The organism is Isoptericola sp. GX10416 (genome assembly GCF_056590155.1).
Map to the genome: position 1 here is coordinate 112,720 of NZ_JBWPVO010000007.1, position 23,088 is coordinate 135,807.

26 protein-coding genes are annotated in these 23,088 nt (G+C 72.8%); 12 read left to right on the plus strand and 14 right to left on the minus strand.

What is annotated here, in order from left to right:
- Positions 1 to 2 precede the first annotated feature (2 nt).
- The 5 genes from ACWAT2_RS11940 to ACWAT2_RS11960 form a co-directional block, all read right to left on the minus strand.
- Positions 3 to 215, minus strand: a complete 213-nt coding sequence (locus ACWAT2_RS11940; RefSeq protein WP_402376130.1) for a hypothetical protein — start codon at positions 213 to 215, stop codon at positions 3 to 5.
- 18 nt (positions 216 to 233) lie between these two features.
- The gene (locus tag ACWAT2_RS11945; protein WP_402376128.1) at positions 234 to 1,166 is read right to left on the minus strand and encodes a type II secretion system F family protein; all 933 of its coding nucleotides are present in this window, start codon (positions 1,164 to 1,166) and stop codon (positions 234 to 236) included.
- The gene (locus ACWAT2_RS11950) at positions 1,163 to 2,020 is read right to left on the minus strand and encodes a type II secretion system F family protein (RefSeq protein WP_402376126.1); all 858 of its coding nucleotides are present in this window, start codon (positions 2,018 to 2,020) and stop codon (positions 1,163 to 1,165) included. Before ACWAT2_RS11950 ends, ACWAT2_RS11945 begins: the two co-directional genes overlap by 4 nt.
- Positions 2,020 to 3,282 carry a TadA family conjugal transfer-associated ATPase gene (locus tag ACWAT2_RS11955; RefSeq protein ID WP_402376124.1) on the minus strand — a complete coding sequence of 421 codons (1,263 nt, stop codon included), beginning with the start codon at positions 3,280 to 3,282 and terminating at the stop codon, positions 2,020 to 2,022. The genes ACWAT2_RS11950 and ACWAT2_RS11955 overlap by 1 nt, the downstream gene beginning before the upstream one ends.
- A gap of 253 nt (positions 3,283 to 3,535) precedes the next feature.
- A complete protein-coding gene (locus ACWAT2_RS11960; protein ID WP_402376121.1) occupies positions 3,536 to 3,982 on the minus strand; it encodes a MerR family transcriptional regulator in 447 nt (148 codons plus the stop codon).
- Between the two features lie 129 nt (positions 3,983 to 4,111).
- On the opposite strand from ACWAT2_RS11960, the gene ACWAT2_RS11965 reads away from it, so the two are divergent.
- Positions 4,112 to 4,834, plus strand: coding sequence for an SDR family oxidoreductase (locus ACWAT2_RS11965; RefSeq protein WP_402376118.1), 723 nt, complete (start codon positions 4,112 to 4,114; stop codon positions 4,832 to 4,834).
- A 48-nt stretch (positions 4,835 to 4,882) separates the two neighbouring features.
- On the opposite strand, the gene ACWAT2_RS11970 is transcribed toward ACWAT2_RS11965, so the two are convergent.
- Both ACWAT2_RS11970 and ACWAT2_RS11975 read right to left on the minus strand, forming a co-directional pair.
- Positions 4,883 to 5,473 (minus strand): DUF998 domain-containing protein, encoded by a 591-nt coding sequence (locus ACWAT2_RS11970; RefSeq protein ID WP_402376116.1) that lies wholly within the window; start codon positions 5,471 to 5,473, stop codon positions 4,883 to 4,885.
- Positions 5,474 to 5,533: 60 nt separating this feature from the next.
- Positions 5,534 to 6,148 carry a GyrI-like domain-containing protein gene (locus ACWAT2_RS11975; protein WP_402376113.1) on the minus strand — a complete coding sequence of 205 codons (615 nt, stop codon included), beginning with the start codon at positions 6,146 to 6,148 and terminating at the stop codon, positions 5,534 to 5,536.
- Positions 6,149 to 6,201: 53 nt separating this feature from the next.
- Here ACWAT2_RS11975 and ACWAT2_RS11980 point away from each other — a divergent pair, with 53 nt between their 5' ends.
- A complete protein-coding gene (locus ACWAT2_RS11980) occupies positions 6,202 to 7,410 on the plus strand; it encodes a pyridoxal phosphate-dependent aminotransferase (protein ID WP_402376111.1) in 1,209 nt (402 codons plus the stop codon).
- A 39-nt stretch (positions 7,411 to 7,449) separates the two neighbouring features.
- Here ACWAT2_RS11980 and ACWAT2_RS11985 read toward each other — a convergent pair whose 3' ends face one another.
- Together ACWAT2_RS11985 and ACWAT2_RS11990 are read right to left on the minus strand one after the other, a co-directional pair.
- Complete coding sequence (locus tag ACWAT2_RS11985; protein ID WP_402376109.1) at positions 7,450 to 8,328, minus strand: zinc-binding dehydrogenase; 879 nt, start codon at positions 8,326 to 8,328, stop codon at positions 7,450 to 7,452.
- 249 nt (positions 8,329 to 8,577) lie between these two features.
- Complete coding sequence (locus tag ACWAT2_RS11990) at positions 8,578 to 9,192, minus strand: LysE/ArgO family amino acid transporter (RefSeq protein ID WP_402376107.1); 615 nt, start codon at positions 9,190 to 9,192, stop codon at positions 8,578 to 8,580.
- A gap of 74 nt (positions 9,193 to 9,266) precedes the next feature.
- Between ACWAT2_RS11990 and ACWAT2_RS11995 the strand changes: the two genes are divergently transcribed.
- Complete coding sequence (locus ACWAT2_RS11995; RefSeq protein ID WP_402376104.1) at positions 9,267 to 10,193, plus strand: LysR family transcriptional regulator ArgP; 927 nt, start codon at positions 9,267 to 9,269, stop codon at positions 10,191 to 10,193.
- Positions 10,194 to 10,202: 9 nt separating this feature from the next.
- Here the strand turns inward: ACWAT2_RS11995 and ACWAT2_RS12000 are convergent, their stop codons facing one another.
- From ACWAT2_RS12000 to ACWAT2_RS12010, 3 genes are all read right to left on the minus strand, one after another.
- On the minus strand, positions 10,203 to 11,447 hold the full coding sequence (locus tag ACWAT2_RS12000; RefSeq protein WP_402376102.1) for an LCP family protein: 1,245 nt from the start codon (positions 11,445 to 11,447) through the stop codon (positions 10,203 to 10,205).
- Positions 11,448 to 11,509: 62 nt separating this feature from the next.
- Complete coding sequence (locus ACWAT2_RS12005) at positions 11,510 to 13,831, minus strand: esterase-like activity of phytase family protein (RefSeq protein WP_402376099.1); 2,322 nt, start codon at positions 13,829 to 13,831, stop codon at positions 11,510 to 11,512.
- A 77-nt stretch (positions 13,832 to 13,908) separates the two neighbouring features.
- Positions 13,909 to 15,138: a multidrug effflux MFS transporter gene (locus tag ACWAT2_RS12010; RefSeq protein WP_402376096.1), complete on the minus strand. Its 1,230-nt coding sequence runs from the start codon at positions 15,136 to 15,138 to the stop codon at positions 13,909 to 13,911.
- A 108-nt stretch (positions 15,139 to 15,246) separates the two neighbouring features.
- Between ACWAT2_RS12010 and ACWAT2_RS12015 the strand changes: the two genes are divergently transcribed.
- The 4 genes from ACWAT2_RS12015 to ACWAT2_RS12030 all read left to right on the plus strand — a co-directional run bounded on the left by ACWAT2_RS12015 (position 15,247) and on the right by ACWAT2_RS12030 (position 17,732).
- Positions 15,247 to 16,032, plus strand: coding sequence for an SOS response-associated peptidase (locus ACWAT2_RS12015; RefSeq protein WP_402376094.1), 786 nt, complete (start codon positions 15,247 to 15,249; stop codon positions 16,030 to 16,032).
- 177 nt (positions 16,033 to 16,209) lie between these two features.
- The gene (locus tag ACWAT2_RS12020) at positions 16,210 to 16,470 is read left to right on the plus strand and encodes a type II toxin-antitoxin system Phd/YefM family antitoxin (RefSeq protein WP_402376092.1); all 261 of its coding nucleotides are present in this window, start codon (positions 16,210 to 16,212) and stop codon (positions 16,468 to 16,470) included.
- Complete coding sequence (locus ACWAT2_RS12025; RefSeq protein ID WP_402376089.1) at positions 16,467 to 16,874, plus strand: type II toxin-antitoxin system VapC family toxin; 408 nt, start codon at positions 16,467 to 16,469, stop codon at positions 16,872 to 16,874. Before ACWAT2_RS12020 ends, ACWAT2_RS12025 begins: the two co-directional genes overlap by 4 nt.
- Before the next feature lie 72 nt (positions 16,875 to 16,946).
- The gene (locus tag ACWAT2_RS12030; RefSeq protein WP_402376087.1) at positions 16,947 to 17,732 is read left to right on the plus strand and encodes a crotonase/enoyl-CoA hydratase family protein; all 786 of its coding nucleotides are present in this window, start codon (positions 16,947 to 16,949) and stop codon (positions 17,730 to 17,732) included.
- 26 nt (positions 17,733 to 17,758) lie between these two features.
- On the opposite strand, the gene ACWAT2_RS12035 is transcribed toward ACWAT2_RS12030, so the two are convergent.
- Both ACWAT2_RS12035 and ACWAT2_RS12040 read right to left on the minus strand, forming a co-directional pair.
- The gene (locus ACWAT2_RS12035; RefSeq protein WP_402376084.1) at positions 17,759 to 18,793 is read right to left on the minus strand and encodes an adenylate/guanylate cyclase domain-containing protein; all 1,035 of its coding nucleotides are present in this window, start codon (positions 18,791 to 18,793) and stop codon (positions 17,759 to 17,761) included.
- Positions 18,794 to 18,840: 47 nt separating this feature from the next.
- Positions 18,841 to 19,695: a biotin--[acetyl-CoA-carboxylase] ligase gene (locus ACWAT2_RS12040; RefSeq protein ID WP_402376082.1), complete on the minus strand. Its 855-nt coding sequence runs from the start codon at positions 19,693 to 19,695 to the stop codon at positions 18,841 to 18,843.
- 130 nt (positions 19,696 to 19,825) lie between these two features.
- Here ACWAT2_RS12040 and ACWAT2_RS12045 point away from each other — a divergent pair, with 130 nt between their 5' ends.
- The 5 genes from ACWAT2_RS12045 to ACWAT2_RS12065 all read left to right on the plus strand — a co-directional run bounded on the left by ACWAT2_RS12045 (position 19,826) and on the right by ACWAT2_RS12065 (position 23,072).
- A complete protein-coding gene (locus tag ACWAT2_RS12045; RefSeq protein WP_402376079.1) occupies positions 19,826 to 21,403 on the plus strand; it encodes an acyl-CoA carboxylase subunit beta in 1,578 nt (525 codons plus the stop codon).
- Positions 21,404 to 21,423: 20 nt separating this feature from the next.
- Positions 21,424 to 21,966: a hypothetical protein gene (locus ACWAT2_RS12050; protein ID WP_402376076.1), complete on the plus strand. Its 543-nt coding sequence runs from the start codon at positions 21,424 to 21,426 to the stop codon at positions 21,964 to 21,966.
- Positions 21,963 to 22,205 carry an acyl-CoA carboxylase epsilon subunit gene (locus ACWAT2_RS12055; RefSeq protein WP_402376073.1) on the plus strand — a complete coding sequence of 81 codons (243 nt, stop codon included), beginning with the start codon at positions 21,963 to 21,965 and terminating at the stop codon, positions 22,203 to 22,205. Before ACWAT2_RS12050 ends, ACWAT2_RS12055 begins: the two co-directional genes overlap by 4 nt.
- Positions 22,202 to 22,759, plus strand: a complete 558-nt coding sequence (locus ACWAT2_RS12060; RefSeq protein WP_402376071.1) for a hypothetical protein — start codon at positions 22,202 to 22,204, stop codon at positions 22,757 to 22,759. Before ACWAT2_RS12055 ends, ACWAT2_RS12060 begins: the two co-directional genes overlap by 4 nt.
- 91 nt (positions 22,760 to 22,850) lie before the next feature.
- Positions 22,851 to 23,072 (plus strand): DUF6458 family protein, encoded by a 222-nt coding sequence (locus ACWAT2_RS12065; RefSeq protein ID WP_402376069.1) that lies wholly within the window; start codon positions 22,851 to 22,853, stop codon positions 23,070 to 23,072.
- Positions 23,073 to 23,088 lie beyond the last annotated feature (16 nt).

The window sequence follows — 23,088 nt, forward strand, 5'->3', positions numbered from 1 at the left end:
TGTCAGCGCCCGGTGACACTCTGGATCGCATCGGTGAACGCGCTCTCGAGCAGCGGCCCCGCCAACGCCCACAGCGCGACGACGAGCCCTGCGGTCATCAGCGTCACGAGGACCCAGCCGGGGACGTCACCCCGTTCAGGGTCGTCGGCCGCCGGTCGCCGGACCGGGCGCAGTTTTGCCTCGAGCGGTCGGCGGGCAGAGTTTTCGTGCGACATGGTCAGCCTTTCGGTGGGTCAGAGGCCTATCTGCAGGGTGGCCAGGGACGGGAAGACGGCGAAGACGACGGTGATGGGCAGGATGAGGAAGACGACGGGCACGAGCATCACGACCTCCTTCTTGCCGCCGGCCTCCATCAGGGCGCGACGGCCCGACTCACGGACGTCCTGCGCCTGGGCGCGCAGCACGTCGGCCAGCGGGGTGCCGCGCTCGAGTGCCACGGCGACCCCCTCGGCGAACCGCGTCAGCGACGGCAGGTTGGTGCGGTCTGCCATCGCTGTCAGCGCCGCGGCGATGGGTGCCCCGGCACGGACGTCGGCGAGCATCGTGGAGATCTCGGTGGAGAGCTCGCCCCGGGCCGTGGAGGCGACCCGTTCGAGGGCGGGCATGGGGCCTTCTCCCGCGGTGACGGCGAGCGCCAGCAGCTCGGCCACCGTCGGGAACTCGGCGAGCATCCGTTCCTCGCGCTGCTGGGCGAGCGTGCTGAGCCGCCGATCGCAGGCGACGAAGCCGAGCGTTCCCGCCAGGAGCACGAGAGCGACGAGCGGGATCACCGCCGAACCGCGGGTGGCTGCGAGAAGCACCGCCGAGGCCAGGCCCGTGACGAGCCCGAGGACCGTCCAGACGAGCTGGCGGGAACGGAATTGCTCCACGGTCTCGGCCCGGCCCGCGCGGTCGAGCCGACGCTGGACCTCCTCACGGGTCGAGCCGAACCGTTCGAACCAGTGGGCGGCGTCGGACACCCAGGGTGCGAGGAGCTTCTCGACCACGCCGAAGGGACTGTGCACCGTGTGGTCGCGCAGAAGTCCGGAGGACGCGTCGCGAGGACGCAGAGCGGGGGCGAGGCGCTCGTCCAGCGTGATCCGCCGCCCCCGCAGCCCGGCGATCACCAGCAGGAGGCCGACTCCCCCGAGGAGCCCCAGCAGGGCCCCGGCGACGGCGAGGCTCATCGCAGCACCCGGCTCTCCTCGGGCAACCGCCCGATCCGACGCATGAGCTGGTAGGCCAGCACCGAGCATCCCGCCCCGGCCGCGAGCACCGCCACACCGGCCGCCGAGTCGTACGCCCGTGCCGTCTCGGGTCGGGTCGCGAGGAACGCGAGGACCACCCAGGGTCCGGCGGCGGCCAGGCGCGCACCGTTGACGGTCCACGACTGCCGCGCCTCGAGCTCGCCCCGCGTGCGCGCGTCCTCACGCAGGAACTCGGAGAGGCTCTTGAGCAGCCGTCCGAGGTCGGTGCCGCCCACCTCTCGGGTGAGCCGCAGCGCCTCGATGATGCGGTCGGCCACCGGGTCGGCGAGCCTCGCCTTGAGCAGGTCCAAGCACTCGCCGAACCGCCCGGTGGCGCGGTAGTCGGCGGCGAATCGAGCGAACGGCTCGCGCAGCTCCGCGGGCCCGCGCTCACCGAGCTGTGCGACCGCCTCCGGCAGCGAGAGCCCGGCACGCACACCCGAGGCGAGGTGGTCGACGGCGTCCGGCCAGACGTCCCGCAGACCCTCGCGCCGCCGTCGTGCCCGCACACGGAGCAGCACCTCCGGCGCGGCGGCCGCCATGAGCGCGAAGCAGCAGGCGATGGCCGGGGACCGGGTCAGGGCGAGGCCGACGAGCATCACGATGACGCCGACGCCGGCGCTGAACGCGTAGAGAGCGCCCGGCCCGACGTGGGGCACGCCGGCCTGGACCAGGACGTCCTGCAGCACCTGATTGCGCCTGCTGCGTCGCACCCGGGACGTCGTCGGTTCCCAGCAGGAAAGCCAGACGAGCACGAGGCCCACGCCCGCGACCAGGCCGATCAGCACTCCCATCAGGACTCACCGGCCAGCAGCGCGTTGACGTCGATCCCCGCACGGTGGAAGCGCTCCACCCCCGGCGGGAACCCGTCACCGCGGACGAGCTCGCCACCCAGTGCGACCGGTCGCCGCTGGAAGATCTGCGCCGTCTCGACCCGGTTCTCCTCGACGCGCCCGGTCACGGCGACGACCTCGCGGACCTGCCGGACGCCGTCCGCCGACACTCCGAGGTGCACCACGAGGTCGATGGCCGAGGCGACGGTCGGGGTGACGAAACGTTCGGAGACGTTCTCCCCGGCGAGCAAGGGCAGCGTGCACATCTTGGTGATCGCCTCGCGGGCAGAGTTCGCGTGGATCGTGCAGGCTCCGGGGATGCCCGCGTTGAGCGCGACGAGCAGGTCGAGGCTCTCGGCCTCCCGGACCTCACCGATGATGATGCGGTCCGGGCGCATGCGCAGCGACTCCTTGACGAGCCGCCGCAGCGGGATCTCGCCGGTGCCCTCGAGACTCGGCTGGCGGCACTGCATCGCCACGTGGTCGCGGACAGGTAGCCGCAGCTCGAACACTTCTTCGCAGGACACCACTCGCTGCCCGGCCGGGATGGATCCGGCGAGCGCGTTGAGCATCGTGGTCTTGCCGGCCTGCGTGGCGCCGGCGACCAGGATGTTCAGGCCCGCCCGGACGGCGGCGTCGAGGAACGCCGCGGCGTGCGGGGTGAGGGCGCCGAGGCGTGTCATGTGGTCCACGTGGTGGGCGCGCACCACGTGCTTGCGGATGTTGACCGCCATGTGCTCGCGCGTGACGTCGGGGATCACGACGTGCAGACGTTCTCCGCCCGGCAGCGTCGCGTCGACGAACGGGCTGCTGAGGTCCAGCCGACGCCCGCTGGACGTCAGCATGCGCTCGACGAGGTCCCGTACCTGGGACGCGGTGAGGAGCGTGGTGGTCAGCTCGCTGACGCCTCGACGCGCCACGAAGACCTGCGCCGGGGCGTTGATCCAGATCTCCTCGATCTCGGGATCGTCGAGGTAGGGCTGCAACGGTCCGAGGCCGCCGAGCGCGTCGGCCACCGCCCGGACCGAGGCAGAGGTGTCGGCGAGCGGGGGCACGACGCCGAGCGACACCCGCTCGGCGTAGTCGGCCGCCGCCTCGACCACCAGCCGGTCGAGACCGGCACGGTCGCTGACCGGGTCGAGGCCGCGGCGGCGGATCAGCTCGCGGACCTCGTGGTGCAAGATGCTCGTGGCGTCGTCGCGCAAGGGCACGTCGATGGTCACCGGCAGACCTCTCCCTCGGGGACAATCCGGACCTTCCGTCGGGCGTCGCCGACAGTAGCGGAGAATGCCGCACCGCCGTGGCCACCCTGTGGACAACCCTTCGCGGCTCAGCCGTCGCTCCGGACTCTCGCGGTCGCGGTACCGCGAGTTCGCAGGTCAGAGCGTCAGATCTGCGCCGTCGTGGTCTCCGCGGCCCGGACCGATCATTTGAGCGGGATCACAGATCGTGTCCATATCGTGAAACGGCCGGTCGTCAGGCGGTGGCGCGCGCGGCTGCGCTGGACCCCGCAGCCCTCGCCTCCGCCCCGTCGTCGTACGGGCCCCACGCCGGCTCCCGCAGCGCGGGGCAGTGCTCGGGCGTCGGATGGTTCGCGATGTGGATCATGCGGTCCAGCGCGTCGCGCGCGGCGGCGAGGTCGGCCATGGCGGCGGTGATGCGGTCCCGCTCAGCTGCCAGCACCTGGAAGACCTCGGGCGCGGCCTCCCCGGTCTCGATGCAGGGCATGAGCTGCAGGACCGTCCGGCTGGGCAGCCCGGCGGTGAAGAACTGCTGGATCAGCCGGACACGTTCGACGGCCGAATCGGGGTACGTCCGCTGGCCGCTGTCGGTGCGCTCCGCCGCGAGTAGCCCTTGCTCCTCGTAGTAGCGGAGCGCCCTGGTGCTGACGCCTGCCCGGCGTGCCACCTCGCCGATTCGCATCCGTGCCCTCCTGTGATCCTGGCCTCAGTACTTGCCCTTGACGTCAACGTGAACTCTTAGCGTAGCCGACGCCGGGCCGATCAGACCCGGTCGGACCCGCCACCACTCATCCAGAAAGCTGAGAAACCCATGGACGTCACCGGTCAGACCGCCCTCGTCACCGGAGCCAACCGCGGCATCGGCCGCGAGTTCGTGCTCGAGCTGCTCGAGCGTGGAGCGAGCAAGGTCTACGCGACGGCTCGCCGCCCCGAGAGCCTCGACATCGACGACCCCCGCGTGGTGCCGCTGCGGCTCGACCTGCTCGACCACGAGTCCGTCGTCGCGGCCGCCGACGCGGCGCGCGACGTGACCCTGCTCGTCAACAACGCCGGCATCGCGACCGGCGCCTCGCTCACCACGGGCGACCTGGCGGACGTCCGCCGGGAGCTGGACACGCACCTCTGGGGCACGCTCGACGTGATCCGCGAGCTCCGCCCCGCCCTCGCAGCCAACGGCGGGGGCGCGATCGTGAACGTCCTCTCAGCCCTGTCGTGGTTCGTCGCGCCGGGCACCGGCTCGTACGCCATCGCCAAGGCGGCCGAGTGGAGCATGACCAACGGCGTGCGCCTCGAGCTCGCGTCGCAGGGCACGCTCGTCCAGGGGGTGCTCCTCGGCGCGGCCGACACGGCCATCGCCGCAGGCTACGACGGGCCGAAGATCGACCCGCGCGAGGTGCCGCGCACGTCCCTCGACGGCCTGGCCACCGGCTCGATCGAGGTGATCGTCGACGACTGGACCGCGATGGTCAAGGCGTCCCTCGCCGGCGACCCCGCCGCGTTCTACGCCGAGCTCGACGCGCTGCTGGCCGGCTGAGCAGAGACGGCTGTCCGTCCGGGCCGCCGCTCACGCGGCGCGGACGGCTCACGCGGCCCGGACGAACAGCAGCCCGACCCACAGCCACCCGACGGCGATGGTCACCTTCTGGATGAGCCCGGCCCGCGGGGAGTCGTCCTCCCACGCCTGGCCGAAGGTGACCAGCCCGGCGCCCGACAGGAAGGCCGTCACCCCCGAGTACCCCTTCCAGGCGAGCTCGGGCAGGGTGAGGGTCGCGATGATGGCGGCCACCGGCACGGCGGCGAAGACGACAACCCCGGCGTGGTCGTGGAGCCGGTGGTGCCAGGACGTCTCCTCGGGAGTGGTGTCGGGGGTGCCGGGCGGGTACGCGCGCAGGGGGTCCATCCGGAACAGCCCGGACGCCACGAGCGCCAGGCCGAAGACCCCGACCACGACGGCGAGCAGCGCGCTGCCGAGGTCCGCGCGCGCCACGACCGCCCCGGCCGTGACCGCCACGCCGCACACGAGGAAGCTCGCCGTCTGCACCCAGCCACGCCGCCCGAGGGCCAGCGCGCTCACCGGCTGGCGCACCCACGCGTATCCCGGACGGGTCCACCCGTCGACCAGGAACACGACCACGAACGACCAGCAGCACACGGCCACGACCCACATCGACATGCCACCACCTTCCCTGACGCCACGACGGGCCGGCCCGTGCCACAGGTCATGGGTCGCCCCTCACGCCGGCACGAGGGGCGCCACCGGCTGCCGGATGATCGTGCGCAGCCGCTCGGGCGCCGTGCGCCGGGGGTCCGACAGGTAGATCTCGTGGTGCCTGCCCGCCAGCTCGCGCCCCGAGGCGGTGACGAACGCGTGCAGGGCGTCCACGGTGGGCGCCTCCTCGGCGTACGGGCCGACGTGCAGCACCTGCGCCACCTCGCCGTCGCCGAACTCCCGGAGCCGGACGGCGGCCGGCAGGTCGCGCTCCGCCGTCGTGCGCGCGACGACCTCGACCGCGTCGACCTGGCCGACGTCGTCGGGCAGGCTGATCATCAGCGTCCAGCGCCACGCGGACCGGGGCAGCTCGCGGAACTGCTCGATCTCGTCCGCCCACCACAGTCCCTCGAGGGGCATCACCGTGTAGGCGGTCCCCGTGGCGTCCTTCACCTCGGCACGCAACGCATAGGCCAGCGGGTACAGCGACGTCACGGCCTCGCCGTACGCGGCCACCGTGTTCGGGTCGCCCGCCCCGTCGACCATGAGGTGCGGCCGCGGCGGCACGGTCACGAGCACGGGGTCCCGCGGCGCCCGGTACAGCTCGCGGTACGTCGTCTTGAGGTCCACGCTCGCCATGGTCCCCAGCATGCCCGCCACCACCGACGACGGCGATGGGTAGGGTCGAGATCATGACGTCCACCCCGCGCTGGCGCCAGGTCGCCGCCGCGACCGGTCTGCTCGCGCCGGGCGGCGCCGTCGGGCAGACGATCTTCGCGGAGATGACGGTGCTGGCGAACCGTACCGGCGCGATCAACCTGGGCCAGGGCTTTCCGGATGTCGACGGTCCCGACTACGTCAAGGACGCCGCGAAGGCCGCCATCGACGCGGGCCGCAACCAGTACGCGCCCGGCGACGGCGTCCCGGAGCTGCGCCGCGCGATCGCCGACCACCAGCGCCGCCACTACGGCCTGGACGTCGACCCGGACACCGAGGTGCTCGTCACCACGGGCGCCACCGAGGCGCTGACGGCCGCGATCCTCGCGCTGACCGGGCCCGGCGACGAGGTCCTCACCCTCGAACCGTTCTACGACTCCCACGCCGCCGCGATCGCGATGGCCGGCGCCACCCACGTGCCGGTCCCGCTGACCCCCGACCTGCGCCTCGACGCGGCCGCCCTGCGTGCCGCCGCCACCGACCGCACGCGGATGGTCCTGGTCAACACCCCGCACAACCCCACCGGCACCGTGCTGACGCGCGACGAGCTCGAGCAGATCGCCGCCGTCGCCCGCGAGCGCGACGCCGTCGTCCTCACGGACGAGGTCTACGAGCACCTGGTCTACGACGACGCGGAGCACGTCCCGATGGCGACGCTGCCCGGCATGGCCGGGCGCACGCTGACGGTCTCGAGCTCCGGCAAGACGTTCAGCCTCACCGGCTGGAAGATCGGCTGGCTGCACGGCCCGGCCGAGCTCGTCACGGCCGTGCGCACCGTCAAACAGTTCATGACGTACACCTCGGGCTCGGCGTTCCAGCCGGCGATCGCGCTGGCCCTCGCGGACGACGAGACGCCGCGCGCCCTCGCCGCGTCGCTGGCCGCACGCCGGGACCTGCTGTGCGAGGGCCTGGAGGCGGCGGGCTTCGACGTCGTCGTGCCGAGCGGCACGTACTTCGTGGTGGCCGACGGCGCCCCGCTGGGCTTCGAGGATGGCCACGACCTGTGCTTGCGCCTGCCGGAGCTCGCCGGCGTGGTCGGCGTCCCGGTTTCGGCGTTCTGCCGCGAGGGGTCGACGGCGGCCGACGCCTTGCGTTCGCGCGTGCGGTTCACGTTCGTCAAGCGTCCCGAGGTGCTGCGCGACGCGGTCGGGCGGCTGGCCGCCCTCGCGGGCGCGTCTGCTTGACGGAGGCGCCCAGGCCCCGGAGCAGTGCGACGACACGGATCACGGTCGGGACCTCGTGGGTGGGAGCGTCAGCACGAGCTTCCCCGGCCACGCGCCGGCGCGAAGACGGCTCAGGTCGCCGAGCATCTCCTCGCGGTGCTCGACCCGCGTCCGCAGCGACCGGGCGGCGGCGAGGCGGAGCACGTACTCCAGGTCGGCGACGAAGTCCGGGGACTCGTCGGGCATGAAGAACGTGCGAACAGAACGCCCCGCCCGGCCGCCGTCCCCCTGCAGGTCTTCAGCACTCAGCACGATGTCGGCCCCGCTCGCGCGCCCCACGGAGACCAGGGTGCCACCCGCTGCCAGCTGGCCGAACGCCTCGGTGAGCGTCGTCCCGCCCACGTTCTCGATGACGGTGTCGACGAGACCTCGAGCAGCGGTCGGGCTGGTGACGACCTCCGTCGCACCCAGCCCGAGCAGCCGCTGTCCGGCCTGAGGGTCGCGCGCCACCGCGATCACCTCGGACGCCCCTCCGATCGCGCCCAGCTGGGTCGCGAAGGCTCCCACGCTGCCGCTCGCACCGGTCACCATCACCCGTCGCCCGAGCACCGGTCCGGCGGAGCGCAGCGCTCGCAGCGCGGACACCGCGCTGATCGGGAGCGTCGCCGCCTCCTCGACGTCGAGCCCCGCCGGCAGCTTCCCGAGCTGCGCGACGGGGACCGCGGCGGTCTCCGCCCACGCACCTCCCATGACCATGCCGGCCACCCGCTCGCCGGCAGCGGGGCCCGAACCGTCAGCGGCCGCCTGCCGCACGACACCGGCGAGCTCGTAACCGAGGACCGCACCGTCCGACGCTCCTTGGATGAAGCTCAGGTCTGTCGGGTTGACCGATGACGCCCGCACGTCGACGAGGGCTTCCGAGTCCCGTGGTCGAGGCACGGGTGCTCGGCCGACCGTGAATCCGTCCCGCGAGCTGCGGTCGGCGACCAGTGCGTACATGAGGCGGGTCCCCTTCTCGGTGCGTGCAGGATCTCTCCGACAGTGCCAGGCCGGGCGACGCATCGGGTGGACTGCCTGCGCGGTCAGGTGAAGCTGATGACGACAGGGTAAGCGTCGTCCGGGCGTGCGAACCTGTCAGTGGCAGTCGGTCGTCCGCCCGTCCGCGAGCCGATCCGATGCGCGTGACCCCTAGCCCGGAACCACCAGGGAGACGGCGACCGCGACCATGATGAGCGCGATCACGCCGTCGACCACCCGCCAGGCGCCCGGCCGGCGCAGCAGCGGCGCGAGGTACCGCGCCCCGTAGCCGAGCCCGGCGAACCACAGCACGCTGGAGACCACGGCGCCGCCCGTGAACAGCCAGCGGTCGTCGCCGTACCCGGCCGCGATCGAACCCTGCAGCACCACCGTGTCCAGGTAGACGTGCGGGTTGAGCCAGGTGAGGGCGAGCGCCGTGAGCAGCACCGGCCGCAGCCGTCGTCCGGCGTCGGGCCGGACGGCGTCAGCCGCCTCGAGCTCCTCGCCGCCATGCCACGCCCGGCGGGCGGCGAGCGCGCCGTACCCGAGGACGACGGCAGCGCCCGCCCACCGCGCCACCTCGACGAGCCCCGGGTGCTGCTCGACGAGGGCGCCCAGCCCTGCACCACCCGCGGCGTAGAGCAGCGCGTCCGAGACCGCGCACACCAGCACCACGACGCCCACGTGCTCACGGCGCACGCCCTGGCGCAGCACGAAGGCGTTCTGCGCGCCGATGGCGACGATGAGCGACAGACCGAGGCCGAGCCCGGCGAGGAAGGTGAGCACTCCTCCGACGCTAGGCAGGCGCCGCGATGAAGTCCAGCGAAACATTCTGCGCCTGATGAAGCGATACTTCAGATATGCGATGGGACTCGGGCCAGCTCGCGGCGCTCGCCGCCGTCATCACCGAAGGATCGTTCGAGGCTGCGGCCCGGGCGCTGCACGTCACCCCGTCGGCCGTGAGCCAACGGGTCCGGGCGCTCGAGAACGCGACGGGCACCGTGCTGGTCCGCCGCACGCGCCCCACGGTGCCGACCGAACCGGGCCGCACCGTGCTGCGCCTGGCCCGGCAGGTCGAGCTGCTCGGCGCGGAGGCCGCGGCGGAGCTCGGCCCGGCCGACGACGACACCGGCCGGCCCGTCACCGTGCCGATCGCGGTCAACGCCGACTCGCTGGCGACCTGGATCATGCCGGCGCTCTCGGCCGTCGACGGCGTCTGCTTCGACGTGCACGTCGCCGACCAGGACCGCACGGCCGAGCTCCTGCCGGCCGGCGTCGTCATGGCGGCCGTGACCTCGCAGCGCGAGCCCGTCCAGGGTTGCACCTCGGTGCCGCTCGGCGTGACCCGCTACCGCCCGGCCGCCGCCCGCGGCTTCGCGTCCCGCTGGTTCCCCGACGGCGCCACCGCGGAAGCGCTCGACGCAGCGCCGATGGTCGTCTTCGCCCGAACGGACGACCTGCAGGACCGCTGGTTGCGCGACGTCGCGCACCGGGCCGGCGTCGACGTGCCCGACCCGCCGCGCCACCACGTGCCCTCCACCGCCGAGTTCCTCGCCGCCGTCCGCGCCGGCCTGGGATGGGGCATGTGGGGGCCGCTGCCCCGCGACGGCGCACGCTTCGACGTGCTCGCACCGGACGACGACGTCGTCCCCCTCGCGCCCGAGACCGTCGACGTCACGCTCTACCTCCAGCAGTGGCGGCTGCGGTCGACCGTGCTGGACCGCGTCACCGCGGCGCTGCGGGAACAGGCCCGCCGCGTGCTGCCACCGGCCGGCCCACCGGGCTGAACCACCGCCTCAGGCGCAGACGCCCTCGCGCAACGACGGGCTGGGCGACGGTGCCGGCGAGGACTTCTCCACGCTGACTTCCTCGGCGTCCTCGGCCTCGTCGCCCTGCCCGCCGCCGTCGCCCTTGCTCGACGAGGACGTGCTCGGCTCCGGCTCGGCGACCAGAGGTTCGTCGGCGGCGAACTTCTCCCACATCTCGGCCGCCTCCACCGTCCACACGACGCGGTTCGCGTCGGACGGTGCGTCGACGACCGGGACCGACTCGAAGACGATGTCCGCGGGGTCCACGTTGCGCACGCTCCAGGCGAGCCCCGCGAGCGCCCGAGGGCTGGCCAGCTCAGGACTGGTCGAGATGGCACGCAGCGCACCCTGGACCATCCGGTACAGCGCCGGGGTGTCGGTGATGACGTTCTGGGCGAGCACCTCCCGCATCATCGAGTCGATGAACGCCTGCTGGCGCTCGATGCGCTGCAGGTCGCTGCCGAGCTCGAGCCCCATGCCCTCGCCCTTGCGCACCCGCAGGAACTGGATGGCGGTCTCGCCGTCGAGCACCTGGCGCCCGGCCGCGAGGTCGAGATCGCTGTAGCGGCTGTCCCCCACGACCGGCTCCGGCAGGCACATGGGGACGCCGCCGATCGCGTCGACGATGTCGACCACGCCGTTCATCTTGACGACCACGTGGTCGTCGATGCTCAGACCCGTCAGGGCCTCGACGGTGAGGATGGTGCAGGCGGCCGCCCCCGTGATGTTCTGCTCCGGCCCGCCGCCGAGGGCGAACGCGGAGTTGAACATGGCGCCGTACTGCGGCGAGGTCGTGCTGCCGTCCGGACGCGGGCAGGCCGGGATGTCCACCAGCGAGTCACGCGGGATGGAGATGGTCTCGATCCGGCTGCGGTCCCCGCTGATGTGCACCACCAGCGTGGTGTCCGAGTGGAACTCGTCCCCGGAGCCGGCCAGCTCGGCGTTGGCGGCGTCGCGGAAGTCGGTCCCCATCACCAGGATGTTGAGGGACTCGCCGGCGAACGGGTCGGTCGGGTCCTCCGGCTCCTGGGGCTCCGCCTGCGGCTCGGGGTCGCCGTCGCGTCCCAGGAGGGAGTCGACGTCGGACACCTCGATCTGGTTCTGCAGGTCGATGTATCCCGCGACCGCCCCTGAGCCGACGAAGGCCAGGACACCCGTCAGCCCGAGAGCCGTCCACCGCAGGACCTTGTGCCCGGCATGAGGTCCTGCGTGCCGGGGATTGGCGCTCTCCACACCGTCACCCTAAGCCGGTCGCCGGATTCAGGCCTACCGGGCGTGTCAGGACAACGACCCTTTCACGGCACCTTCACCGGGCGGCCGGGGCGCTCACCGGCCGCGGGGCCGTCCAGGGCCGCGACGGCGACGTCCGGGTGATCGGTGAAGAGCCCGTCCACCCCGGCGTCGAGGAACACGCGGATCTCACCCGCGAGGTCGCCGTGCTCGGCCGGGTCGTCCGACGAGCGGAGCTCGGCGGGCAGGAAGGTGTTCTCCGCGCGGAACGTCCAGGCGTGAACCTCCAGACCGGCACGGTGGGCGTCCCGGACGACCGCCGTCGCCTCACCGAGCGTGCCGTCGGCCTCCCGCGGGACGAGCACGTCCTTGGCCGCACCGATGCCGTCCGCATACCGGGAGATCTGCCGCAGGCCGCGCCGCGTGACCAGGTCTTCGTACGTCGTGTCCTCCCCTGCGGCGACCAGGTCGTACGGCGCGCCGCTCGCCGAGACGAGCTGCGCGAGGCGCACGTCGGTCATCTCGTCGAGCTCGCGCAGGTTGCCGGTCTCGAACGACTGCAGGATCACCGGGTCGCGCCGCGAACCGAGGTCGTTCGCCTCCAGCTCGGCCACCAGCGGCTCCTCGAGCGACAGGCCGATCGAGTCGAAGTACGTCGGGTGCTTGGTCTCGGGGTAGACGCCCACCTGCCGGCCGTCGCAGGTCTCGGAGCGACGCGCGAGGTCGAGCACCTCGTCGAGGGTCGGCACCTGGTAGAGACCGTCGAACGCGGCGCTCTCCGGGCGCAGGTCGCCGAGCCGCTCGACGGCCCGCAGGGTCCGCAGCTCGGCCAGCGTGAAGTCCTCGGTGAACCAGCCCGTGACGTCCCGGCCGTCGATGGTCCTGGTGGTGCGCCGGTCGGCGAACTCGGGGTGGTCCGCGACGTCGGTGGTGCCGCCGATCTCGTTCTCGTGGCGCGCCACGAGCACCCCGTCCCGGGTCGCCACGACGTCGGGCTCGATGTAGTCCGCGCACTGCAGGATCGCCTGCTCGTAGGCGGCGAGCGTGTGCTCGGGCCGGTACCCGGACGCACCGCGGTGCCCGACGACGGTGACGCCGTCGTCCCGGGTGCGCTGACGCTGCAGGTCGACGACGACCATCTCCGTGTCGTCCGGGGTGCCCGGCACGCGGGCGTCGTTGCCGGGGTAGTTGTTGTCGTTGCCGATGAGGATCCGGCCGTCGCGCAGGCGCAGAACCGTCTCGAAGGACTGCACCGGCAGCGCGAACCTCTCCCCGAGGCCGTAACCCTCGCCCGCGTCGATCCCGCGGGGGTTGGCGATCTTGAGCGCGTCCAGCACGAGCTTCTTCGCCACGAAGCCCTCGGCGTCCGTGCGGCGCAGGTCCACCTCGTACACGCGCTTGGTCACCGAGGACGCACCGTCGAAGTTGTCGCGCTCCACGAACCAGAACCTGTCCTTGCCCACGGTGAACGAGTCACCGATCACGTTGCCCGGCAGGTCCGTCTGGTAGCTCCAGGTGCGGCCGGTGTACTCGCCCGAACGGGTGTCGAGCTCGTAGACGACGCGGCGGCGCTCGTCCTCGGCGCCGACCAGCGCGTTCTCGATGACCGGGTACAGGTACCGGCCGTTCTTCGAGGCGCTCATCGCCTCGAAGCCGCTGCTGGCGCGCACGCCGGGCGTCTCACCGTCGCCCAGGTACGGGTTCTGCGGGGACCGCAGCCCGCCGGGCAGCGGGATCGGGGCCTCGAGGAGCGTTCCGCTCGCGTCGAAGTGCAGGACGAACGGTCCGAACTCCTCGCCGACCCAGAACGAACCGTCCTTCGCGCGGACCACCGACTCGATGTCGAAGTCCGCCCCGGTGAGCAGCCGCTCCTCGGTGTCCTCACCGACGATCGGGAAGTCCAGCACGTGGTCGGCGTCGTCGTAGTCGATGCGGTCCAGGATCTCGATGTCGCCCGACCCGGAACGCCGCGTGCCCGTGTCCCAGTCGGGCTCGACCAGGTAGCTGCGCAGCAGGAAGTCGGCGCTGTTGTCCTGCGTGCCGAACCCGTTGTCCGGCTGGGCCCAGAACGTGCCGTCCCCGTTGTCGACCATCGCGGAGAAGCCCGGGATCACCTGACCGTCCCAGGGACCCTGCCGACCGTTCGCGGACGAGGCGTCGGCGCCCGACGGCGGACCCTCGGCGAGGAAGTCGGCGCTGAGGGTCGCTCGTCCCTCCAGGACGGGGACCTCGTGGTGGTGCCGACCCGGTCCGGGGCGGTCGCCGGCCGCGGCCGTCCCGGCGGTCGCGGTGCCGGCAGCCGCGAGGGCGACGGTGAGCAGGAACGTCGTGGCGGTGCCGGCCGCGACGGTACGGGCAAGGTGTGCGGACTTCGCTGTTCTGCGCATGGCCACATACCACTGAGCCAGGGCGTCGCCCCGCCCAACCCCGGGTGAAACCTGGAGGGCGACCGGGTGAAGTGCTGCTATGTGAGCTGGACCCAGCCACCGCGCCGGAACGCGGGGGTGGCGATGGCCAGCACGCCGATGGCGCACGTCCAGGCCCCCAGCATCACGGCCGTCATCGCGACGGCGTCGCCGCCGAGCGCCCCGGCGAGCGGCGACACGATGCCCGCGACGCCGGACTGCACGGCGCCGATGACCGCGGCGGCGGTGCCCGCGCGCTCCCCGTGCCGGGACAGCGCGATGGCCGAGGCGTTGGCCGGGATGAGGCCGGTGAACGCGACGGTCACCCAGAGCGCAGCGAGCAGCCCCACCAGCCCGCCGGCTCCGGTGATCGCCACGACCAGGAGCGCCACCGCCGCCACGCCCTGGAGCACCAGCGACGCTCGCAGGATCCTGATCGGCGCCACGCGGCGTACCAGGGCGGCGTTGATCTGCGCCGAGCCGACCAGGCCCACGCCGTTCAGGGCGAACAGCAGGGAGAACTGCGCGTGGCTGAGCCCGTAGACCTCCTGGAACACGAACGGCGAGGTCACGACGTAGCTCATCAGCACGGCCATGCCGAGGCCGGGCAGCAGTGCCAGCGCCATGAAGTGCTTGTCCCGCAGCAGGTGGCGGTAGCCGCCCACGACCGTGCGTGCCCCGCCGGCCCGGCGGCGCGACACCGGGTGCGTCTCGGGCAGGAACTTCCACACGACGAAGCCCATGGTGACGCCGATGATGGCGAGCACCCCGAAGACCCAGCGCCAGGACGCGACGCTCGCGACCAGCGAGCCGAACGTCGGGGCGAGCAGCGGCGCGATGCCGATGATGAGCATGAGGCGCGACAGGATGCGGGCGGCCTCGGAGCCGACGAACCGGTCGCGCACGATCGCCATCGCGGCGACACCGCAGGCGGCGTTGAAGAAGCCCTGCAGCAGGCGCAGCGCGACCAGCATCGTGATATTCGGCGCGAACGCGCACAGCAGCGAGGTGACGACGTGCATCGCCAGCCCCCACATGAGGGGACGGCGTCGGCCGTAGCGGTCCGACAGGGGCCCGATGACGAGCTGCCCGGCCGCACCGCCGACGAGCATGATCGAGACCGACAGCGCGGCGAACGAGGCGCTCGAGCCCAGGTCGGCGGCGACCTCGGGCAGCGAGGGCAGGTACATGTCGACCGTGAAGGCCGGGACCGCGGCGAGCGACCCGAGCATGACGACCCAGCGGAACGACGAGCGCGCACGCTGCGGCTGGGTCGGGTTCTCGGGCATGACCGCCATCGTATCGAAACGATTTGAGAAGGGCGACGGGAAGGGTCGGTGAGCCCGCTCACCACCGGGCGACCGACGGTTGTCGGTGGCGTGCGCCACCATGGGCACATGTGCGGCAGGTATGCCTCGTTCACCGACTCCCAGGCGCTGGCCGACGATCTCGCGATCGCCGAGATCGCCGAGGACGCCCGCGTGCTCGGCCCTCGCTGGAACGTCGCCCCGACGGACGACGTCCGGATCGTCGTCGAACGCCCGCGCCGCGAGCGCCTCGCGGACGGCAGCACGACGTCGGGCGAGATCACCCGCTCGCTCCAGGCGGCACGGTGGGGGCTCGTCCCGGGCTGGGCGAAGGACCCGGGCATCGGCGCCCGCATGATCAACGCGCGCTCCGAGACGCTCCTCGACAAGCCGGCGTTCGCCCGGCCGCTCGGCGTCCGCCGCTGCCTGGTGCCGGCGGACGGCTACTACGAGTGGCGCAAGCTCAACCTGCCGACCACCACGAAGAAGGTCCCGAAGCAGGCCTACTGGATCCATCCGGCCGACGGCGGCGTCGCGGCCTTCGCCGGGCTCTACGAGTTCTGGCGCGACCGCAGCCGGGCCGACGACGACCCGGACCGCTGGCTGGTCTCGGCCACGATCGTCACCCGGGCCGCCACCGGAGAGCTCGAACGAATCCACGACCGCACCCCCGCCCTCCTGCCCCGGTCCGCGTGGGACGCCTGGCTCGACCCGGCCGTCGGCGCCGAGGAGGCCCACCGACTCCTCGCCACGCCGGAGACGCCGATGGCGGTCCGGCCGATCCGGGCCCGGGTGGGCAACGTCCGCAACGACGACCCCGGCCTGCTCGAGCCTGACCCGGAACCGCTCGACCCCGACGTCGTCGGCGCCGCCTGAGCTCGGGTCAGTCCTCGAGATCGGCGACACGCAGCGGGACGACGTCCCCCAGGGACTGGCGGGCGATCTCGATCATGGCCGGGCTGCCACCGAGCGCCGTCGGTGTGCGGAACGCTATCGCTCAGCTCCTCGGGATGGACGGTCAGCAGGTGTGCGCAAAGTGCTACGCTTGCGCACATGACCACGATCGCCAGCCGCGACCTGCGGAACCACACGTCGGAGATCCTGCGACGGGTCGCCGGCGGCGATCACGTCACGGTCACGCAGCACGGCACCCCGGTCGCCGAGATCGGGCCCGTGAGCTCGACCCGCCCGCGCTCGCTCCGGCGTGCCGAGCTCCTCAAGATCCTCGGCACGGTCCAGGCCGATCCGGACCTCCGCCGCGAGCTGGCCGAGCTGGCAGGGGACACGACCGACGACCTCGGTCCCGTCCGGTGACCGCCGGTGAAGCGCGAGGACTGCTCGACACGAGCGTCTTCATCGCTTCCGAGTCCGGTCGGCGGCTCGACGGCACCGCGCTCCCGGAGGAGTCGTTCGTCTCGGTGATCACGCGGGCAGAGCTCCAGGCCGGAGTCCTGGCGGCCAAGAGCTCGGAGACCCGCGCGCGCAGGCTGACCACCCTCGACGCGATCTCACCGCTGGCGCTGCTGCCGGTCGACGCGGCCGCCGCGTCACACTGGGCCCGCCTCCGCGTGCGGCTCGCCGAGTCGGGACGCCGGATCAACGTCAACGACCTCTGGATCGCCTCGATCGCCCTGGCCAACGACCTGCCCGTCGTCACCCAGGACGACGACTTCTCGCCGCTGGCCGAGCTGGACGCGCTGAGAGTCGTCCGCGTCTGAGCGCGGACCGTCGCCGCTCGCCGGGCTCCCGCACCACGGCCGCCGGGCGCCCGGCGCCATAGGGTGACCGCCATGAGCAACGTGACCTGCACCGTGTCCGACGGCGTCGCAGACGTCCGTCTCGACCGCCCGGACAAGCTCAACGGCCTGTCGCTGGCCATGGTGCACGACCTCGGTGCCACCGCTCGCCGGCTGCGTCGCGACCGCTCGCTGCGTGCCGTCGTCCTCTCCGGTGCGGGGCGGGCCTTCTGCGCCGGGATGGACCTCGGGTCCGCCGCCCGGGACCCGCGCGGCACCGCTCGCGCGTTCGTGCCGACGTGGCGCGGCACCAACCCGCTGCAGGAGGCCTGCTGGGCGTGGCGACGTCTGCCCGTCCCCGTCATCGCGGCCACGCACGGCGCCGTCCTCGGAGCAGGGCTCCAGCTCGCGCTCGCCGCCGACCTGCGCCTCACCACGCCCGACGCACGTTGGTGCGTCATGGAGACCGCGCGGGGGCTGGTGCCGGACATGACGGGGATCCGTTCGCTGACCCAGCTCGTCGGGATCGAGACCGCCAAGCGGCTCACCTTCACCGCCGACGAGGTCAGCGGCACCGAGGCCGTCGCGCTCGGGCTCGCCGGCACGGCGTCGGCCACGCCGTACGACGACGCCCACGACCTCGCCGCCCGGTTCGCCGAGCGCCGCCCCGAGGCGCTCGCGGCGGCGAAGCGACTGTTCGACCGCCGGTGGTCGGCGGGCGACCGGCGCACCTTCGCCGCCGAGCGGCGAGCACAGCTCAGGCTGCTGCCAGGGGCGCTGGGAGCGTTGAAGAACCTGCAGGGCGGGCACGCCCGGAAGACCGCCGACCGGGCGGTATGACCCGCGGTCCCGTCAGGGCACCCTGGTCAGGACGCCGTGAAAGCGCGGTGCAGGCGCACCGGGGTGATCTCGCCGAGGCCCTGGACCTCCTGCGGCGCCTGAGCGGTCAGCGCGTACCTCGACGAGGAGGCCAGGAGCGCCGCCGTCGGCGGGTCCACCAGGACGCTGGCCGGCTCGGCGAGCTCGGTGATGCGTGACGCCAGGTTGACGTCCGGGCCGAACACGTCGCCGAACCGCGACAGTACGCGGCCCCACACGAAACCGACCCGCACGGGGATCTCCTGCTCCGTGGCGTGGGGCGCCGCGAGGCCGAGAGCGCACTCCGCACCGGTGGTGACGTCGTCGGCCACGAACAGCACGGCGTCGCCGATGGTCTTGACGACCCGGCCGCCCGCCTCGGTGATCACGTCGCGGGCGCGGGCCTCGAACTGCTGGACGAACTCCGAGAGCTCCTGCGAGCCCAGGCCGGCGGTCCGCTTGGTGAACGAGACGATGTCGGCGAAGCCGACCGCGCGCCGCAGGGGCAGCTCGTCCGGCACGGGGCGTGCGCCCTGCGATCCCCCGAACTCGGTGGCGAACCTGCCCATGAGCGCCGCGAGCTGACGACGCCACGCGTGCTCGAGCTGACGCGCGAGGATGTCGGCGAACCCCGGGATGCTCTCGAGCGCCGCGAGCCGCGCGCTCACGTCGTCCAGCTCGAACCGACGGCCGAGGTGCTCGACGAACGCCTCGACCTGCCACAGCGCGAGCCGGTCGGCCGTGTGCCCCAGCGAGCGCACGAGGGTCATCTGCGCCTGCTCGTCGAGCTGCCCCTCCTCGATGAGCGCGCCGATCTCCCGCAGGGACTCCATGTCCGCCGCCGTGAACCGCGCCTCGTCCCCCCGCGTGACGGGCAGCCCGAGCCAGCGCCAGTACGACTCGACGAACTCCCGGGACAGGCCCGTGCCCTGCACGAGGTCGTCGAGGGTGTAGGTGCGCGGACCGCCGAGGATGGCCTCGTCGGCGCGGCCGGCGGCGTCGTCGACCGCCGCGGCGCTGTTCTGGGGGGTGTCGCTGGTCACCGGGCCACTGTAGCCAGCGTCACCTGGGAGCTTCCTCGACGTCCGGGCTACGGATGCTCCCGCAGATGGTGCACGTCGCCCGCGCTGACCACGCGCGCGCCGCCAGGGGTCGCCAGGACGAGGGCGCCGTCCTCGGCCACCCGGTCCGCGATGCCCACCACGACGTCGTCGCCGCCGGCGAGCTCCGCCCGCACCTGCCTGCCCAGGCTCGCCGACGCCGCCGCGTACTCCTGGGCGAGGTTGGCTCCGGACGCGTCACCCGCCGCCGCCTCCAGGCGTCCGACCGCGTCCGTCAGTTCGTGCGCCAGACCCACCAGCAGCGCGTTCCGGTCGGCCGCGGCACCCGCGAGCGCGAGGGACGTGGCGGTAGGCACCGGCAGCTCGTCGGCCTGCTGCGAGACGTTGGTACCGATGCCCACGACGACGAGAGGCGGCTCGTCGGCCGGTGCCCCGCCGTCGGGCACGACCTCGGCGAGGACTCCCGCGACCTTGCGGTAGGCGCCGAGCCCCTCGACGGGCGTGGACGCCTCCAGCAGGACGTCGTTGGGCCACTTCAGCCGGGCCTCGCAACCCAGGACGGCGAGCGTGCGCACGACGGCGACCCCCGCGGCTAGCGGCACCCAGCCGAGCGCCGCGCGCGGCACCTGCGGACGCAGGAGGAACGACACCGTCAGCGCGGCGTGGGCGGGCGTCTGCCACGTCCGCCCCGCCCGTCCGCGGCCCGCCGTCTGATGCTCGGCCACCAGGGCTGCGGGCACCTGGGCCGACCCCGCCCGAGCCCGGTCGGCCAGGTCGGAGCTGGTCGAGGCCGTGCTCCCCACGACGTCGAGCCGCGCGAGCGGACCGTCGGGACGGCAGAGGGCGTGGCGGAGGGCGTCGACGTCGAGCGGTTCGCGGTTCACCGGTCCATCGTCGCGGGTGCGGCCGGTGCACGCCACGGCGGTCGGGTTGTGCGGTCCCCACAAAGATCCCGGAGGCCTCAAGGTCTGTCGCGCATCGATTCGTCGCTTCCCACCATCTAGGGTCGCTTGCGTGAACACCACTGCCGCCAAGCTCGCCGAGCTCGAGCGCCGCCGCGCCATCGCCGTCGCGGAGCCCGAGGAGAACGCCCGGACCAAGCAGCACGCCCGTGGCAAGAAGACCGCCCGCGAGCGCATCGACGCCCTGCTGGACGAGGGCAGCTTCACCGAGCTCGACGCGTTGGCGACCCACCGCAGCCGCAACTTCGGCATGGACGCCAAGCGGCTGCCGGGCGACGGCGTCGTCGTGGGCCACGGCACGATCGACGGCCGCCAGGTGTGCGTGTTCTCCCAGGACTTCACCGTGTTCGGCGGTTCGCTGGGCGAGGTGCACGGCGAGAAGATCGCCAAGGTGCAGGACCTGGCGCTGCGCACCGGGGTGCCGATCATCGGCATCTCCGACGGCGGTGGCGCACGGATCCAGGAGGGTGTCGCGGCGCTGACCCAGTTCGCCGAGATGTTCCGGCGCAACGTCGCGGCGTCGGGCGTGGTGCCGCAGATCTCCCTGATCCTCGGGCCGAGCGCCGGCGGCGCCGTCTACTCCCCCGCCCTGACGGACTTCATCGTCATGGCGGACAAGACCTCGAACATGTTCATCACGGGCCCGGACGTCATCAAGACGGTCACGGGCGAGGACGTGGACTTCGAGACGCTCGGCGGCGGGCGCACCCACAACGCCACCTCCGGCGTCGCGCACTACCTCGGCGAGGACGAGGACGACGCCATCGACTACGTGCGCCACCTGGTCGGCTACCTGCCGCAGAACAACCTCTCGGACGCCCCGACGTTCCCGCCCGAGGAGGAGAGCGAGCTCGAGGTCACCGACTCGGACGCCACCCTCGACGAGATCGTCCCGGACAGCGACAACCAGCCGTACGACATGCGCTCCGTCGTCGAGACCGTGCTCGACCCGGACTCGTTCCTCGAGGTGCAGCCGCTGTTCGCGCCCAACGTGCTGATCGGCTTCGGGCACGTCGAGGGCCAGAGCGTGGGCATCGTCGCCAACCAGCCGCTGTCCATGGCGGGCACGCTCGACATCGACGCGGCGGAGAAGGCCGCACGGTTCGTGCGCACCTGCGACGCCTTCAACGTGCCCGTCCTGACGTTCGTGGACGTGCCCGGGTTCCTGCCCGGCGTCGGCCAGGAGCACAGCGGCATCATCCGCCGCGGGGCCAAGCTCATCTACGCGTACGCCGAGGCCACGGTGCCGCTGGTCACGGTGATCACCCGCAAGGCCTACGGCGGCGCGTACATCGTCATGGGTTCCAAGCAGCTCGGCGCGGACGTCAACCTCGCCTGGCCGACGGCGCAGGTCGCCGTGATGGGCGCGTCCGGCGCGGTGAACATCCTGCAGCGACGCGCGCTCAAGCAGGTCGCCGACGACGGCGGGGACGTCGAGGCGGAGCGCCAGCGGCTCACCGACGAGTACACCGAGCGGATCGTCAACCCCTGGGACGCGGCCGAGCGCGGCTACGTCGACGCGGTGATCCGCCCGTCCGAGACCCGCGTGCAGGTCGTGCGGTCGCTGCGGGCGCTGCGCACCAAGCGTGCGAGCCTGCCGCCGAAGAAGCACGGCAACATCCCGCTGTGAAGTTCTGAGAAGATCGACCGATGAGCCACGAGGACGCCACCCACGGCCCGGCACCGCTGGGAGACGTGGACCCCGAGCCGATGCACCGCGCCGTCGAGGCGCTGACGGCCGCGCTGCACCAGTACGTGGACACCGCCGTCGGCGTCCGCGCGGAGTTCGGCGCCTCGGAGGCGGACGACGACCCGCGCATCCTCGCGCTGGAGAACCGCGTCGGCACGCTCAACGCGGCCGTGTTCGACCAGCTCCACGACGCGCTCGGGATGCACCCGGACCTGACGACGTCCGTCTGGGAGCCCGGTCCGGACGCGGAGCACACCGAGACCGACGAGGACCTGCCGGAGGGCACGGTCCCCGCCGAGGCGTTCTACCTCGGTTTCGTGGTGGCGGACCCGCCCGCCGGCGCGTCGATGACGCTCGACGGCGTCATCGAGCTGTTGGACGAGGCCGGCCAAGAGGCTGCGTCCCGCCTCGTGACCGGCGGGTACCACGTGCTGGAGTGGGCGGCGTCGCGCGGCCTCGCGCCCGCGTTCGGCGACGACCCCGACGACGAGGAGGACGAGTGAACGCCCAGTTCCGCGTGGTGCGCGGCGAGCCCGACGACGTCGAGGTGGCCGCGCTGGTGGCGGGCCTCGCCGCCGTGTCGGCCGACGGTGACGAGCCCGACGACGTCGCACCGGTCGACGAGTGGACCAACCACGTCCGCACGCTGCGCGGCAACGGCGCCGGTGCGACCGCTCGGAGCTTCGGTGGGCGCGCCGGCCGGCACAACGCCGACGCCTGGCGCTGGAGCCTGCGCTCGTGAGCGTCGTCTGGCAGCAGGTGGACGCACCGGAGGACGTCGAGGTGTCGCTCGGCGACGTGCCCGGACCGGAGCGCCCCGGTGTGGTCCGCCGGTGGCTGTGGCTGCCGGCCCTGGTCGCCACGGTCGCCGTGTACGTGGCCCAGCGGCTCGTGGAGAACCCGTCGGGCGAGCTCGAGATGTGGCTGATGCTCGCCCTGATGGCCGCGCTGGCCGTCACCGCCGTGGCGGCCCTGGTCCGCTACCGCGACGACCAGCGGTTCGCGCAGGAGGACCGGTCCGCCGCTGCCCTGCGGTCCGACGCACGCGCCGTGACCGGCTCGGTCACCGTCTCGACCCGCGAGCTGAAGGACGGCACGATGCTGCGCGGCCTGCTCACCTACCCACGTGGCGACGAGACGGCGGAGGACACCTGGTCGCTGCTGGTGGCCGACGGCGACTCCCCCGGCCCGCGACCCGACGACCCGGTCGCCGTCTGGTGGGCGCCGGACTCGGACACCGTCGTCGTCCGCTACCACCGCGGCTGGGCGGACGACGTCCGCCGCTCGGCGTCCTGAGCAGCTTCCGCGCCGAACGTGCGTGACCGGGCCGTCCAGGCCAGGATCGAAGGGACGCGGGCGTTCCGTCGCCCGGATCGGAGGCACGCTGATGGGAATCGGGAGCGGCATCTTCCTCATCGTGGTGGGCGCGATCCTCGCCTTCGCGATCGCACCGGACACGTGGGAGGTCGTCAACCTCAACATCGTCGGCTACATCTGTATCGCCGCCGGTGTCCTGGCGCTGATCCTGGGTCTCGTCTACACCAGGCAGCGCTCGCACACGAGCCACCGGGTGGAGCGGTACGACGACCGCACGCCCCCGCCGGTCTGACACGCTGGGATAACCT